This is a genomic window from Aeromicrobium panaciterrae (assembly GCF_039537165.1).
Lineage (GTDB): Bacteria > Actinomycetota > Actinomycetes > Propionibacteriales > Nocardioidaceae > Aeromicrobium > Aeromicrobium panaciterrae.
Map to the genome: position 1 here is coordinate 1542806 of NZ_BAAAZZ010000002.1, position 15586 is coordinate 1558391.

Genomic DNA, 15586 nt, shown 5'->3' on the forward strand with positions numbered 1-15586 from the left:
CGCTACCGCCCACCCAGGGGTATGCAGATGTGCGGAGACGTCCTGGTGGGTTGGTTCGGATCGCTACGACTTCTGCGTCGTGGCGCGGTGCCATTGGAGCCAGCGGGCCACGGCGGCGATGGTGTGCTGGCTGCGGATCGAGGAGAACACCTCGAAGGCGTGCTGGGCACCGGGCAGCTCGGCGTACGTGATCGAGGCGTCGGACTTCTCCTTGAGCGCTGCGACGAACGCGCGTGCCTGATTGACGCTGACGACCGTGTCGTTGCGGCCGTGGATCACGAAGAAGTCGGGCGTGTGCTCGGTGACGTGTGCCAGCGGTGATGCCTGGACGAAGTCATCGAGATGCGTACGCGGGTCCTTGCCGAACACGCACGGGCCGAGGAACTTGTCACGCATGTCGATCGCCGCAGGATGCTCGGTGATGCCGCCAAGGTCATAGACGCCGTAGAACGGTACGCACGCGGCGACCGAGGTGTCAGCATCCTCGAAGCCGGGCTGGAAGTCGGCGAGACCGGGCGTCAGGGCTGCGAGAGAAGCCAGGTGGCCGCCGGCCGAGCCGCCGGTGATGACGACGTACGACGAGTCGCCGCCGTACTCCTTGATGTTCTCGTGGACCCAGGCGATGGCGCGCTTCACGTCGACGATCTGCGTGGGGAACATGTACTTCGGCGCGAGCCGGTAGTTGACCGACACGCAGACCCAGCCGAGCTGGGCCATCCGGTTCATCAGCAGGATGCCCTGCTGCTCCTTGTTGCCAATCGTCCAGCCACCGCCGTGCACCTGGATCAGCACGGGCGCATCGGCGAGGCCGGCGCCCTTGGGGCGGCGGATGTCGAGGTGGGCCTTGCGGCCGCCCTCTGTGTAAGGGACGTCGCGCAGGACCTCGATGTCACGTGCCTTGAAGTTGAACGGCCGGGCGACCGATCCGCGGGGCAGCCGCAGGTCGAGGGGGCCGGGCAGGTCGAGGTCGGCGAGGTAGCCGTCGCCGATGCTCTGGCGGAGCGCAGCGTCGAGCTCGGTTCCCGTACGGCGCGCTCCGGCAATCGTGTGGCCGAGGAGTCCAGCGGCGCCGGCAGCGGCGAGGAGGCCGATTCTCGACGCCTTGCCGCGTCGTACGGTCAGCTCCGCCGCGGTGTCGATGGCGGCGGCGCCGAGCAGGTGCGGGGCCAGCTCGCTGGTCGGCCAACCGAGCGCAAAACCGGGGATCGAGGACCATCCGCGAGACATCGGACGTACGGCATTTGCTGCCAGCGCAGCGAGGACGAGCTGACGGCGAGCGTAACCGCGTGACATTTGTGGCCCCCTCGACGTTACTTCTCTGACAAGTTGGAACAGGTTCTAGCAGATCTAGGATACGGCCATGGACCGACTCAGCGGACTGGATGCGAGCTTCCTCTACCTCGAGAGCGGCGCCCAGCTGATGCATGTGTGCGGGGTGATCGTCGTCGATCCCACGACGATTCCGGGCGGCTACGATTTCCAGACGTTCAAGAAGGAGCTCTCCAACCGGGTCGAGGGCATTGCGATGTTCAACCGCAAGCTCAAGACGGTGCCGGGTGGCATCGACTTCCCGATCTGGGTGACCGACGACGAGTTCGACATCGATCGACACGTGCACCGCATGGCGGTGCCATCGCCCGGTGGCGACCGTGAGCTGTCGGAGGTGGCCGGTCACCTGGCCGGCATTCCGCTCGACCGTTCGCGCCCGCTGTGGGAGATGCACGTCATCGAAGGGCTCGCCAACGGCAAGATCGCGATCTTCTCCAAGATGCATCACGCCTCGGTCGACGGCGTCTCGGGATCCAACATGATCTCGTACCTCTGCAGCCTCGAACCCGATGCGCCGCCGCTCGACAGCAGCGCCGCCGAGCACCAGCGCGCGCCCTCCGACCTCGAGCTCATCGGCCGTGGCGTTCTTGCGACGGTGACCAAGCCGTGGCAGATCGTACGGCTGGCGGCGCCGACGACCCGCACGCTCGTCGAGACCGGTCGCCGGGCCCGGAAGGGTACGGCGATGGCGGCACCGTTGACGGCTCCGCGTACGTCGTTCAACGGCACCATCACGGGTCACCGCTCGATCGCGTACACCGATGTCTCGCTCGACACGATCAAGGACATCAAGCACGCCGTGCCAGGTGCGACCGTCAACGACGTCGTGCTGGCGCTCAGCGGCGGTGCGCTGCGCCGCTACCTGCAGGAGCGCGGTGAGCTGCCCCAGTCGTCGCTGCTGGCGAGCGTCCCGGTGTCCGTACGGTCGGAGTCCAAGCGCGCCGGACGCAACCAGGTGTCGTCGATCTTCTGCCGGCTCGGTACTGACATCGAGGACCCGCTCGAGCGCATCACCGGCATGTCGACGGCCAACGCGAACGCCAAGGATCACCACAAGGCGGTGCCCGCCGACACGCTGCAGGAGTGGGCGGAGTTCGCCGCACCTCGTACGTTCGGCCTCGCCGTACGGATGGTGTCGGACCTCCGGCTCGCCGAGAAGGCACCGGTGATCCACAATCTCGTCATCTCGAACGTGCCCGGCCCACCAGTGCCGCTCTACTTCGTCGGCTCACGCATCGACGCGCTCTACCCGCTCGGACCGGTGTTCCACGGCGCTGGGCTCAACATCACGGTCATGAGCAACAACGGCCAGATGCACATCGGCGCCATCGCGTGTGCCGAGCTGATGCCGCGCCCGTGGGACCTGATCGACCAGTTCCCGATCGAGCTCGAGGCCATGAGCAAGGCCGTGCTCAGCTGATCTTGACGACGGTCCTGCCGATCGATTGCCGCTGGTAGTGGTCGTCGAGCGCAGCCGCTGCCTCGTCGATCTCGACGACCCGCCCGACGTGCGGGGTGATCGAGCCGTCCTCGAGCATCCGCACGAGAGCCGTATGCACCTTGTCCCCCTCCTGGCGCGTGTAGGGATTGAAGCCGAAGCGACGCAGTCCCGGATCGACCTCGTCGACCCACGCGGTCAGCACGCCGACGATCGAGAAGTTGCCGATGCCGACCATGCGCATGGGTCGTCCGGCCATGCCGTTGGTGTCGTCGTCGACGAACCCGACCGGTAGGTAGCGGCCTCCACGGGCGACGCAGGTCCAGGACTTGCCCACGAAGTCGCCGCCGGCCAGATCGAAGATCACGTCCGCGCCGACGTCGCCGGTTGCCTGGAGGACGGCCTCGGCGAAGTCCTCGGTCGTGTGGTCGATGACGACGTCGGCTCCCAGAGTGCGGCACAGCTCGGCCTTCTCGGCCGAGCCGACGACCGCGATCACCCGGGCGCCGAGTGCCTTGCCGATCTGGATGCCCGCGGTGCCGAGTCCGGAGGCGCCCGAGATCACCACGAGGGTCTCGCCGGCCTTCAGCTCAGCGCGTACGACGAGGGACAGGTACGACGCGTGGAAAGGCAGCAGGAACGCCGCGGCGCTGATGTCGTCGAGCTGTACCGGAGCGTCGAACACTCCGGACGCGGGAGCCGTGGTGAGCTCGGCGATCCCGCCGAACGCATCCTTCGACACCGCGACGACGCGTTTGCCGACCCACGACTCCGCTCCGTCGCCGGCAGCGACGACTTCACCGCACACGTCCATGCCGAGCGTGAACGGCGGTTCCTTGGGCACGGAGACCAGACCGCCCTTGCAGCGCAGGATGTCGTTGAAGTTGAGCGCTGCGCCGGCGACCTTGATCAGCACCTCGCCGGGCCCGGCTTCGGGTGCCTCGACGTTGTTGACCGACAACACGTCGAGCGGTTCGCCGTGCTGGTTGACCTGCAGCGCGCGCATGTGTGCCTCCGGGACTCTGGACAGAATTATGAGACTCAGTATCATTCTTGGCATGACGGCCGTCAAGGAACAGCTGGGAACCCGTGAGCGCAAGCGGATCGAGACCAGCGCACGCATCACCGAAGCTGCATCACGCCTTGCCACCGAACGAGGTATCGCCGAGACCACGGTCGACGACATCGCGGCTGAGGCCGGGATAGGTCGCGCGACGTTCTTTCGCTACTTCGAGTCCAAGGAGCTGGCGATCGCGACGGGGCTCTCCGATGTTGGCGCGCACGTGCTCGCCGATGTCATCACCGGCATGCCCGGGGACCTCGGACCCTTGGACGCCGTACGCGCTGCGTACGCGAAGCTGGGCGAGGACTTCGACGCCCTACGCCCGATGTTCCTCGAGCAGGCCCAGCTGTCCCGGTCGTCCAAGGTGATGTTCGCCTGGACACTCCACCTCTATGTGGACTGGGAGAACGCGATCGCGCGGACGATCGCGCCGCGATTCGCCGATCTGGCTCCGGGTGACCCGCGGCCACGCATGGTCGGTGCGATGACGATGGCGGCCGCCCGGTTGGCCTGCGATGTCTGGGTGGCCGATGAAGGTCGAGGCGACCTCCCCACGCTCATCCAGCAGCACCTCAGCGCACTGCACCTCGATGAAGGAGCGAGATGACCGAGACCACCGAACAGCATCGGGAACGGCTGGTTGATGCGGCCATCGCCGTGGCAGGCGCAGACGACTTCGGCGCTGACACCTGGCGCGAAGGACTCGACATCTATCTCGCCGACCTGGCCGGTCCGGCTCAGCTGAACGAGATCGGGGTGGGCGTCGCCGACGACGCCATCGTCGCCGACCTGGCGAACAGGCTGCGGATCGAGGCCTGGCGGAAGGATCACCCCGGGGTCGCCGCCCAGGAGATCCGCCAGCCCATCATCATCGTCGGGCAGCCACGTACGGGCACCACGATCCTGCTCGACCTGATGGCACAGGATCCCAGCAACCGTGCACCCCTGAGCTGGGAGGTGGAGCGGCCGGTCCCGGCACCGCAGACCGCGACGTACCTGACAGATCCGCGGATCGCCGAGGCCCAGGCGCAGTTCGACCTGGTGGACGCGTTCATCCCGGGCTTCGCCGCGTTCCACGAGCTCGGCGCCCAGCTCGCCCAGGAGGACGTCCGCATCTTTGCCAGTGAGTTCAAGTCGATGCAGCACTCACTGCAGTTCGAGGTGCCGACCTACAACCATTGGCTGCTCCATGAAGCCGACCTGGGCGCGGCGTACGCCTGGCACCGTCGCTTCCTCCAGCACCTGCAGTCCGAGCACCACGCCGAGCGGTGGCTGCTCAAGTCGCCGGCGCACCTGTGGTCACTGCCGGAGCTGATGAAGGAATATCCCGATGCGATCGTCATCCAGAACCATCGCGATCCGCTCAAGGTCATCGCCTCGCTCAGCGCGCTCGGGGCGTCCTTGCGCGAGATGACGACCGACCATTTCGAGGTCACCCGCCTCGCGGCGCAGTACAGCGAAGACATCATCCTCGGACTCGACCGAGCGCTGGAGGCTCGCGCCGCGGGAGTCTTCGAGACGGGTCAGGTCCTTGACGTTCGCTACCAGGACATCCGCCACGACCTGATCGGTGCGGTCGGGAGGATCTATGACCAGCTGGGCTGGAATCTGTCCGCCGACGCCGAGAGTCGAATGCGTACGTTCCTTGCGGCCCATCCCGGCGATCAGGGCGGCAGCCTCAAGCGCTATTCGTTCGCCGAGACCGGGCTGGACGAGGGAGAGCTCCGCGAACGCGCGAAGGCCTATCAGGACTTCTTCGACGTCGAGTCGGAGGAACTCTCCTAGACCGCTGCCGCCTGGCGGGCCCGGGCGGCGACGTCGAGTGCGGCCTCGACGAAGACGGGTACGAACGCGTTGTACTCGAGCACGCAGCCGGCATGGCCGCACTGCGCCTTGTGGACCGTGGCATCGGAGATGAGCTCTGCCAGCTCGAGCTGGCGATCCGGCGGTATGACGTGGTCCCTGGTGGTCACGACGATGGCGGTGGGCACGTCAACCATGGTCAGCCAGGGCGACGAGTGATGTCGGCCCAGGGACGCGACGGCCTGCCCGACAGCCCAGGCGCTGGTCGAGCGGAACTGCCTCATCGCCCAGCGTGCGGTGTCGGAGCTGTCGGCGTCGATCGCGTCCACGGTCGCGGCGGCGGCGCGGTTGATGGTCGCCGAGCGCGACAACGTCGTGCTCAGGCGCATGCTGATCTCCATGCCGGCGTGGAAGAGGCGTTCGCGGCCATTCGTACGAAAGTGCGCCGTGCTGGCCGCGAGGACGATCCCGCCGATCAGATCTGGGCTTTGTCGCCAGACTCGTTGAGCGACGATGGATCCCATCGAATATCCGGCGACGATCGGCTTGTCCAGCTTGAGCGCATCGATCACCGCGCCGACGTCATCGGCGCAGTCGGAGATCAGGAACTTCTCGGACATGATCCCGCGCCCGTGCCACCGCTGGTCGAACGTGATGACGCGAAAGTGCTTGGCAAGCTCGGGGATCGTGGGGAACCAGGTCAGCTGACCCGTGCAGCCGACGGCGTGCAGGAGGATGATCGTGGGAGCGTCGGGAGTCGGCCCTGGTACGTCGGTGAGCCACGTCTGGCCGCGGCGGCGCAGCTTGAGCCAGCGTCCTTCGGGAAGCTCGACGTCGGGGACGTCGAACAGGTCCCACGTCGAGGGGTCGGGGAGGAGGTGGCGCATGGCGCCAAGCGTCTGCTTGACCGGGATGGTCATGAGCTGCTCCTCTGAACGACTGGTCCAAGAGTAGAACACGTTATAGTTTCGGATCGGGCGAACTGCCCAATGGTGAAGGAGACGATCTGCGTGGACTCGGTGCTTGATGAGGTGCGCTCCGTCATCGGCGACGTGCTCGACCGCGGCGACGGATCGTGGCGTGCTCTGCAGGAGTCCGGTCTCCTCGCCCTGGCCGCCCCCGAGAAGCTTGGCGGCGAGGGTCTCGGCCTGACCGAGATCGCGGTGCTGCTTCACGAGGTCGGCCGCCGCGCTTCCAACCTCCCGGTGTGGGAGACGATCGCCGCGGGCCTGCTGCCCCTCGTACGGTCCGGGTCTGACGACCTGCAGGCTGACCTCGTACCCAAGATCCTCGCCGGCGAGCTGATGCTGGCACCGGCGCTCGGCGAGCCCGGCAATGCGCTGCCGATCGCGCCCGCGACGACGTACGACGGGCAGGCCGTGACCGGTACGAAGGTCGGCGTCCCCGTGCTCGAGGGATCGACCATCCTGCTCGTCTCGGCCGGCGATGTCGTCGCACTCGTCGATGCAGCCGGTGACGGCGTCTCGAAGGTCGACACCATCACGTCTCGTGGCACCACCGAAGCCACCTACACGTTCAGCTCCGCTCCGTCGCTCGGCGAGCTCGACGCGGAGGTCGTCCGCAACCACGCCATCGCCGGACTCGCCGCACTCGGCGCAGGCGTGGTCGAAGGCGCCCGTGACCTGACTGCCGGCTACATCCGTGACCGCAAGCAGTTCGGCCGCTCCCTCGCGGAGTTCCAGGCAGTGGCGCAGCAGATCGCGGACGTCTACATCGGATCCCGTACGTTCTCGCTCACCGCGACCGAGGTCGTCCGTCGCCTCGACGCCGGCGATCCCGCCGCCGACGACCTCGCCATCGCCGCGTACTGGTTCGCCAACCGTGCCCCCGCCCTGATGCAGATCTGCCAGCACCTCCACGGCGGCATGGGCGTCGACGAGACGTACGACATGCCGCGCTACTTCGCCTCCGTCCGCGACATCGCGCGCCACGTCGGTGGACCTGCAGCGCTCGCCGCCGTGCCGATCAACGAGACAGCCGGCAAGAATGCCGAGCTGACCGAGGACGAGCGGGCGTTCAAGGCCGAGGCCCGCGACTACCTGATGAACCTCGTCAGCGACGAGGACCGCGACGAGATGCGCGCCAACCGCCACGGCCCCGCCTACCACCGCATCATCAAGAAGATGGGTGCCGACAACTGGATGGGCGTCGGCTGGCCCAAGGAGTACGGCGGCCAGGGTCGCGGGGTCATCGAGCAGCAGGTGTTCGTCAACGAGGCCTCGCACGCCGACGTCCACCTGCCGTCGGTCACTCTGCAGACCGTCGGGCCGACGCTGCAGGCGTACGGCACCGAGAAGCAGAAGGACATGTTCCTCGCCGACATCATCACCGGCGACGTGCACTTCGCGATCGGCTACAGCGAGCCCGATGCCGGCACCGACCTCGCGTCGATGCGCACCAGCGCCAAGCGCGACGGCGACCACTACGTCGTCAACGGGCAGAAGATGTGGACCACCGGGGGCCATGCGGCCGACTGGGTGTGGCTCGCGGTGCGTACGGATCCCGATGCGCCTCCGCACCGCGGCATCTCGGTGCTGATCGTCGACACCAAGGACCCGGGCTACTCGTGGACGCCGATCGTCACCAGTGACGGCTCGCACCACACCAATGCGACCTACTTCAACGACGTACGCGTTCCCGTCGACATGCTCGTCGGCGAGGAGAACCGCGGCTGGAGCCTCATCACCACCCAGCTCAACCACGAGCGCGTCATGCTCGGCCCAGCCGGCCGCATCGAGGGTCTGCGCGACCTGGTCCGCGAGTGGGCCGAGGGGCGTACGACACCCGACGGGACTCCCGTGCTCGAGGTGCCGTGGGTACGCGACACGCTCGCCCGCGCCACCGCGTCGTTCCGCGTCAACGAGCTGCTCAACTGGGCCGTCGCCAGCGCCCCGCCGTCGGAGAAGTCGACCGTCGCCGATGCGTCGACGTCGAAGGTGTTCGCCAGCGACGAGGTGCAGAGGCTCGGCCTCGCCCTGACCGACATCGTCGATGCGTTCGGCGACCCGGCCGATCCCGAGACCGGCCGCCTCGCGGACTACCTCGACAAGACCGCCAAGCGCAATCTCGTGCTGAGCTTCGGCGGCGGCGTCAACGAGGTGCAGCGTGAGCTGATCGCCATGTTCGGGCTCGACCTGCCGAGGGTTCCGCGATGACTGAGACCACAGTGACCGATCCGATCATTGAGCTGACCGACAAGATCAAGGCACGCGGCAGCAGCCCCGCCCGCGAGGCGCCCGACCCGGTCAACGCGCCGATGATCCGGCACTGGGCCGAGGCGATCGGCGACACCAACCCGCGCTGGGCCCCCGGCCCCGACACCGAGGCGCCGCCGGCGATGGCGCAGGTGTGGACGATGTACGGGCTCAACCCCGAGCGCATGCCCGGCGACCCGCTGCCCGACACGATGCAGGTGCTCGACGATGCCGGGTTCACCTCGGTCCTGGGCACCAACTGCGACCAGACCTATGCCCGGACCATGCGACCTGGCGAGGTGCCGACCATCAGCACCCGGCTCGCCGAGGTCATCGGCCCCAAGAAGACCGGAGTCGGCGAGGGCTACTTCATCACCACCGAGAGCGTGTGGTCCGTCGGCGACGAACAGGTCGCGACGATGACGTTCCGCGTCCTCAAGTTCAAGCCCGGCACCGGTCGTCCGGTCGTCGACAAGTCCAAGTCGTCGCGCCCGATGATCAACAGGGACACGCAGTTCTTCTGGGACGGCACCCAGGCCGGCGAGCTGCGCATCCAGAAGTGCAACGCCTGCGGCGAGCTGCGCCACCCGCCCGGCCCGGTCTGCCCGACGTGCCACGCCATGGATCGCGGGTACGTCGTCGCCTCCGGCAAGGGGACGGTGCACTCGTTCCTGGTGCACCACGCACCCGTCGTACCCGGCAAGCAGCTTCCGCTGACCCTTGCGTTGGTCGACCTCGACGAAGGCGTACGGATGATCGGCGAGGTCGCTGGCGACGTCGCGATCGGCGACGCCGTCGAGGTCTGGTTCGACCCGATCGACGACGAGGTGACACTGGCCAAATGGCGGCCGGTCGGCTCCGCGCCGCCAGAGCCCGAGCCGGAGGTTCCCTCAGACATCCCCGTGTGGGAGCTGCCGATCACGCCGACCTTGGTCGTCTCGACGGCGCTCGCGACCCGCGATTTCCAGGACGTGCACCACGACCGTGACCGCTCGATCGGCCACGGCAGCAAGGACATCTTCATCAACATCCTCAGCACGATGGGACTCGTGCACCGCTATGTCACCGACTGGGCGGGCCCGCAGACCCAGGTGCTGTCATGTGCGCTGCGACTCGGCGCGCCGGCCCACCCGTACGACACGCTGCGTTTCACCGGCAACATCGTGTCGGATGAGGACGGCGTGACGACGATCGACGTCACGGTCGGAGTCTCGATCGGTACGCACGCCAACGCCCGACTGGAGATCAAGCGATGAGCACCTTCTCCGGAGCAGCCGCGATCGCTGGCATCGGCGCCACCGAGTTCTCCAAGGAGTCGGGCAGGTCTGAGCTCCAGCTCTCGGCCGAGGCGACGCTGGCAGCCCTCGCCGATGCGGGTCTGTCGACGTCGGACGTCGACGGACTTGTCACGTTCACGATGGACTCGACCTCGGAGATCGCACTCGCGCGTGAGCTCGGCATGGGAGACCTGCGCTTCTTCAGTCGCATCAACTACGGCGGAGGTGCAGCCTGCGGCACGGTCCAGCAGGCGGCGATGGCCGTCGCCACTGGCATCGCCGATGTCGTCGTGGCCTACCGCGGCTTCAACGAGCGCTCAGGTCAACGTTTCGGCCAGGTGCAGAAGTGGGCCGCCGAGCAGGTCAACACCAACGGCCTCGACAACGCCTGGTCCTACCCGCACGGGCTCTCCACACCCGCCGCGACGGTCGCGATGCAGGCGCGTCGCTACATGCACGAGTACGGCGCAACATCGGCCGACTTCGGCGCGGTCGCTGTTGCTGACCGTCGGCACGCGGCCACCAACCCGAACGCCTTCTTCTACGAGAAGCCGATCACGATCGAGGACCACCAGTCCTCGCGGATGATCGCCGATCCGCTGCGCCTCCTCGACTGCTGCCAGGAGAGTGACGGCGCTGTCGCGATCGTCGTCACGTCCACCGAGCGTGCCCGGGATCTGGCGGCCGGTGCCGTACCGATCCTCGCCGCTGCCCAGGGCAGTGCCGCCGACCAGTTCGTCATGACGTCGTACTACCGAGACAACATCGGCATCCCCGAGATCGGCGTCGTCGGGCGCGAGCTGTGGCGGCAGTCGGGCCTGTCGCCGGTGGACATCCAGACGGCCGTCCTCTACGACCACTTCACGCCTTATGTGCTCATGCAGCTCGAGGAGCTCGGCTTCTGTGGACGCGGCGAAGCCAAGGACTTCATCGCCGGCGGCGCTATCGAGATCGGCGGCAAGCTGCCGCTCAACACGCACGGTGGTCAGCTCGGCGAGGCCTACATCCACGGCATGAACGGCATCGCCGAAGGCGTACGCCAGGTGCGCGGCACCTCGGTCAACCAGGTCGCCGATGTCGAACACGTGCTGGTCACGGCCGGCACGGGCGTGCCGACCTCGGGCCTGGTCCTCGGCAAGTAGCTCCCCCAGTCCGCACGTCCTCGGCCTCCCAGTCGCTCCGCTCCTCAGCGGCCGAGTTCAGCCAGGAGGCAGAGCCAGCCGGTTTCGTCCTCTTGATTCGAACGTTCGGACCACTCGGTGGAGAGTCCAGCTCGCGCCAGCGTTGCGGTGAAGTCATCCTCGGTCCGAAGTGCGCGGTAGTACTGCTTCCCGGACTCGCCCTCCTGCCACCCAGCTTCTTCGCCGAGCGGGATCGAGACGAGGAACCGGCCGCCCGGTCGTAGCGAGGCAGCGACCTTCAAAAGGACGACGGTGAGGTCGTCGGCTTCGACGTGCTGGAGGACGTGAAGGCAGACCACGGCGTCATAGGGTCCGCCGAGCTCGTCGTTGATCGCGTCGAGACGGTCGACCTCCTTGCCGCGGTTGCGCTGGAAGTCGATGAATCCCTGGGTGATGTCAGTGCGTCGAACCGTCAGTCCGGACTTGTCGAGGAAGTCGGCGTCCCAGCCGGGGCCTGACCCGATCTCGAGGACGTGAGCGCCGGGCACGGTCTTGGCCAGCTGAGTGAGACCGCTGGCGAGGACGGGATTGTCGCTCTGGGTGTCCCGCGCGTACTCCTCCGCGATGACCTCGTACGACTCGACGGTTCGCTGGTTGTTCGTCGGCTCCATGAAGCCGAGCCTATGCACCGCCGTGGCGGTTGAGTAGCCCGAAGAGAGCCGAGCAGCGGCGGGCGGTTGTCGCCGGCGGTCCTGCCCGCTGGAATAGTGGGTCGTATGTGGCGACTTCCGTCGGAATGGTGGCACGAGTCTTGGTCGGGACTGTCGGATGGACGGTTCGTCACCCTCGGGGCGCACCCGGATGACTCGGGCGAATACGTCAGGGAGCTGGTCTGGCTGAGCGAAGGCGATGCGACCGTCGACCCCGTGCCACACGTGCCGGTCGAGGCGTTCGCTGACCACGAGCCCTTTCTTGTCGCGTTGCCCCACGGCGCCTGCGCGATCATCGCCGGTCCCAGCGCGCTCTGGGTGCACCGCGATGTCGGCTCGGACCCGGTGCGAGTGCCGATCGGCGGTGCAGAGCTCCTCGCCACCGTGGCGCCTCACCCACGGCTCCAGGGAGGTTGTGCGGTCTCGGACGACTCGACCTTCGCCATCGTTCTCAGTCACGGTGTGCTCACACAGGAGCGCCGTTACGTTGCCGACCTCGTCATCGACACCGAGCGACTCTCGGCGACCTGGACGAGCGAGCCCCGAGCGCTGCAGCCCGACGACTTCCCCCGCGATCGGTTCGGTGATGCCGCATTCGTCGACGATGGGGAGCAGGCCGTCAGCCTGACGGCCTCGCTGCGGGCCGGCGGACGGCTGACGATCTGTTCCGAAGGCTCCGACCTAGGGTCGATGAACCGCTACGGCTCCGACTTCTTCACCGTGGCCACTGTCTCGCCCGATGGCGCCGTGGTCGAACGCCGGTGGGAGGCATCCGGCTGGAAGCGCCAGCCAGGCAAGCACGGAATCCACGGCAGGTTCACGGTTGACGGAGAGCACGCCATCCTCACACCGAACTTCGGCACGGGCGCCTGGAAAGGGCATCAACGCGTGCTCCGGCTCCGCGATGGGCAGCTTCTTGCGCCACAGATTCCGCGAGGTCGATCCAAGGCGTCGATCCTCGACCGCAGTGGCGGACGGTGGTGGATCGAGCACGAGGGCGAGCTGCTCGCCGTCGACGAGATCGCCCTGGTCGAGGTGTGACGCGAGGCGGGCTGCAGCCCTGGAGGCTTTTCAGCGGCGAGTCACGAAGCAGTCAGCCAGCGCCGGGCGATTGTCGTCGCCGACCGTCACGGTCACGGCGATGCCTTCGGGCTCGTCCCACGCGTTGATCGTGAGCGTCTCGCCGGGGAACACGACCCCTGCGAACCGGGCACCGAAACCGCCAACGGCGCTGGCGTCGCCGTCGAGGAGCAGGTCGATCACCTCGCGCAGCACGATGCCGTACGTCGCCAGCCCGTGCAGGATCGGAGCCGGGAACCCTGCACCGGCAGCAAATGCGGGATCGGAGTGCAACGGGTTGCGGTCACCGCAGAGTCGATAGAGCAGCGCCTGCTGCGGCGTCACGGCGTACGAGGTGGTGCCGTCGGGCGCCCGATCAGGCACGGCGACGGCGTTGCTCTCGCCGCGGTTGCCGCCCCAGCCGCCCTCGCCCTTGACGAAGATCGAGGAGCGTACGCGCCACAGCTCCGAACCGGAGGGATCGACCGCGACGCCCTCCTGCCAGATGACGGCAGCCTTGCCCTTGTCCCACACGTCGGTGATGGTCGTCGTCAGCGTCGCCGAGCCCGACGTGGGCAGCGGCGAGGTCAGGTGGACCTCCTGGGCGCCGTGCACCACTTGGGTCAGCGTGATGTCGCAGCCGGGCAGATCCAGCGACGGGGGATTGGTCTCGTGGAACGACGGCGCGACCACGGCGAAGCTCGGCAACACCTGCAGCGAGTCGCCTTCGGTGGTCCAACGCAGAGCATCCGCCGAGACATTGTCGCCGGTACGCGAGCCGGCACCGACCGCGAGCTGATAGAGGAGGACGTCGCTGCTGGTCCAGGAGAACTCCTGGGTGCCGACGATGGCACCGATGGCGACGTCAGGATCGATCGGCATCAGGCAACCGTCTCAGACTTCGCGATATCTTCGGCGGCGAGGTAGCCGAAGGTGAATGCCGGACCGATCGTGGCGCCGGGGCCGGCGTACGTGTGACCCATGACGGCAGACGAGACGTTGCCCGCGGCGTACAGGCCGTCGATGACCGAGCCGTCGGCGCGCAGCGCGCGAGCCCGCTCGTCGGTGACGATGCCGCCCTTGGTGCCGAGGTCGCCGGGAACGATCTTGACGGCATAGAACGGGCCTTGGTCGATGCTGTGCAGCGACGGGTTGGGCTTCACGCGCGGGTCGGCGTAGTAGCGGTCGTAGGCGCTGTCGCCGCGATGGAAGTCCTCGTCGTTGCCGGTCTTGGCGAAGCCGTTGAAGCGCTCGATCGTCGCTGCGAGGGCATCGGCCGGTACGTCGATCGCCTCGGCGAGCTTGTCGAGTGACGACGCCTTGACCACGGCGCCGCTCTTGAGCCAACGACCCGGGAACGGTTGGCGTGGGGAGAGCCCGGCGAACAGGTAGCGGTTGCGGTAGCGCTGATCGATGATCAGCCAGGCGGGCACGTGGGAGATGCCAGTGGCCTCGCCCTTGTAGATCTCGTGCGTCGCCTCGACGTACGGCAGCGCCTCGTTCATGAACCGCTTGCCGGCCGCGTTGACGATGATCGAACCGGGCAGGTTGCGCTCCGACAGGCAGAACCACGGGCCGTTGGGCAGCGGGATCGTCGGGCCCCACCACGCGTCGTCCATCATGTCGGTCGCTGCGCCGATCGCGATCCCGGCTTCGATGCCGGCTCCGGTGTTGCTGGCGGCGGCGGTGCTCCAGTCGACGCTGGTCGGGCTGGGGAGGTACTTCTCGCGCAGTCCTTCGCTCTTCTCGAATCCGCCTGAGCCGAGGATCACGCCCTTGCGGGCTCGGATCACGACGTCCTTGCCATCACGCTCGGCGCGTACGCCGACGACCCGGCCGTTCTCGATGACCAGGCCGGTCAGCGCAGTCTCGTAGTGCACCGGCACGTTGGCGTCGACCAGTGCCTTGCGGAGGCTGATCGTCAGGGCGTTGCCCATCGCGTACATCTTGCGTCGCAGCAGCGAGTTGAGCACGCGCATGAAGACGACGCGCATCATGGTGAGCGGGCCGCGGATCGAGCGCAGGCCGAGGCTGATCTTGCGGAAGTCGGCCTGGGTGACGATCAGGTTGGCGGGCGCCTTGGCGTACGGCGGGTGCAGGCGTTCGAGCTCGTCGCCGAGAATGCGGCCGTCCATCGGGATCGGCTCGACGCTGCGTCCCTGCGAGCGGCCGCCGGGCTGCTCGGGGAGGTAGTCGGAGTAGCCCGGAACCCATTTGAGCTTGAGCGGCGTCTTGTCGAGAAGGAAGTCGATGACCTCGGGTCCGCGGTCGAGGAACGTCTCGCGGCGGATCGCGGGGACCTCGTCGCCGACGATCGCCTGGAGGTAGTCGCTCGCGTCCTGACGGTCTGTCGCGCTGACCTGTCCGGCGGCCTTGAGGGCACGGTTGCCGGGGACCCACACGCCGCCACCGGAGCGGGCCGTGGTGCCGCCGAAGTAGGCGGTCTTCTCGATCACGACCGTGTCGAGGCCATGCTCGGCTGCGGCAAGGGCAGCCGTCATGCCGGCACCACCGGCACCTACGACGACGACGTCATACGACTCTTGCATGGGACCTCCGTCGGGGCGAACT

Annotated in this window: 13 protein-coding genes; 7 read left to right on the forward strand and 6 right to left on the reverse strand. The window is 67.5% G+C overall.

What is annotated here, in order from left to right:
- Window positions 1–63 precede the first annotated feature (63 nt).
- Complete coding sequence (locus ABD683_RS08430; protein WP_344769005.1) at window positions 64–1293, reverse strand: alpha/beta hydrolase fold domain-containing protein; 1230 nt, start codon at window positions 1291–1293, stop codon at window positions 64–66.
- 67 nt (window positions 1294–1360) lie between these two features.
- Between ABD683_RS08430 and ABD683_RS08435 the strand changes: the two genes are divergently transcribed.
- Window positions 1361–2749 (forward strand): WS/DGAT/MGAT family O-acyltransferase, encoded by a 1389-nt coding sequence (locus ABD683_RS08435; RefSeq protein ID WP_344769007.1) that lies wholly within the window; start codon window positions 1361–1363, stop codon window positions 2747–2749.
- Here the strand turns inward: ABD683_RS08435 and ABD683_RS08440 are convergent.
- A complete protein-coding gene (locus ABD683_RS08440) occupies window positions 2742–3773 on the reverse strand; it encodes a quinone oxidoreductase family protein (protein WP_344769009.1) in 1032 nt (343 codons plus the stop codon). The genes ABD683_RS08435 and ABD683_RS08440 overlap by 8 nt on opposite strands.
- 52 nt (window positions 3774–3825) lie before the next feature.
- On the opposite strand from ABD683_RS08440, the gene ABD683_RS08445 reads away from it, so the two are divergent.
- Window positions 3826–4437: a TetR family transcriptional regulator gene (locus tag ABD683_RS08445; RefSeq protein WP_344769011.1), complete on the forward strand. Its 612-nt coding sequence runs from the start codon at window positions 3826–3828 to the stop codon at window positions 4435–4437.
- Window positions 4434–5615 (forward strand): sulfotransferase family protein, encoded by a 1182-nt coding sequence (locus tag ABD683_RS08450; RefSeq protein ID WP_344769013.1) that lies wholly within the window; start codon window positions 4434–4436, stop codon window positions 5613–5615. Before ABD683_RS08445 ends, ABD683_RS08450 begins: the two co-directional genes overlap by 4 nt.
- Here the strand turns inward: ABD683_RS08450 and ABD683_RS08455 are convergent.
- Complete coding sequence (locus ABD683_RS08455; RefSeq protein WP_344769015.1) at window positions 5612–6553, reverse strand: alpha/beta fold hydrolase; 942 nt, start codon at window positions 6551–6553, stop codon at window positions 5612–5614. The two genes, ABD683_RS08450 and ABD683_RS08455, sit on opposite strands and share 4 nt — an antisense overlap.
- Before the next feature lie 90 nt (window positions 6554–6643).
- Here ABD683_RS08455 and ABD683_RS08460 point away from each other — a divergent pair, with 90 nt between their 5' ends.
- The 3 genes from ABD683_RS08460 to ABD683_RS08470 are packed head-to-tail and all read left to right on the forward strand — an operon-like array spanning window position 6644 to window position 11267.
- Entirely contained in the window at window positions 6644–8809 is a 2166-nt protein-coding gene (locus ABD683_RS08460) for an acyl-CoA dehydrogenase family protein (protein WP_344769017.1), read from the forward strand.
- On the forward strand, window positions 8806–10104 hold the full coding sequence (locus ABD683_RS08465) for an OB-fold domain-containing protein (RefSeq protein WP_344769019.1): 1299 nt from the start codon (window positions 8806–8808) through the stop codon (window positions 10102–10104). The genes ABD683_RS08460 and ABD683_RS08465 overlap by 4 nt, the downstream gene beginning before the upstream one ends.
- A complete protein-coding gene (locus ABD683_RS08470) occupies window positions 10101–11267 on the forward strand; it encodes a lipid-transfer protein (RefSeq protein ID WP_344769021.1) in 1167 nt (388 codons plus the stop codon). Before ABD683_RS08465 ends, ABD683_RS08470 begins: the two co-directional genes overlap by 4 nt.
- Before the next feature lie 44 nt (window positions 11268–11311).
- Here ABD683_RS08470 and ABD683_RS08475 read toward each other — a convergent pair whose 3' ends face one another.
- Window positions 11312–11917 (reverse strand): class I SAM-dependent methyltransferase, encoded by a 606-nt coding sequence (locus tag ABD683_RS08475; protein ID WP_344769023.1) that lies wholly within the window; start codon window positions 11915–11917, stop codon window positions 11312–11314.
- A gap of 105 nt (window positions 11918–12022) precedes the next feature.
- Between ABD683_RS08475 and ABD683_RS08480 the strand changes: the two genes are divergently transcribed.
- A complete protein-coding gene (locus ABD683_RS08480) occupies window positions 12023–12997 on the forward strand; it encodes a hypothetical protein (RefSeq protein ID WP_344769025.1) in 975 nt (324 codons plus the stop codon).
- Between the two features lie 30 nt (window positions 12998–13027).
- Here the strand turns inward: ABD683_RS08480 and ABD683_RS08485 are convergent, their stop codons facing one another.
- Window positions 13028–13897, reverse strand: coding sequence for a MaoC/PaaZ C-terminal domain-containing protein (locus ABD683_RS08485; protein ID WP_344769026.1), 870 nt, complete (start codon window positions 13895–13897; stop codon window positions 13028–13030).
- Entirely contained in the window at window positions 13897–15564 is a 1668-nt protein-coding gene (gene kstD, locus ABD683_RS08490; RefSeq protein ID WP_344769029.1) for a 3-oxosteroid 1-dehydrogenase, read from the reverse strand. The genes ABD683_RS08485 and kstD overlap by 1 nt, the downstream gene beginning before the upstream one ends.
- Window positions 15565–15586: the final 22 nt, after the last annotated feature.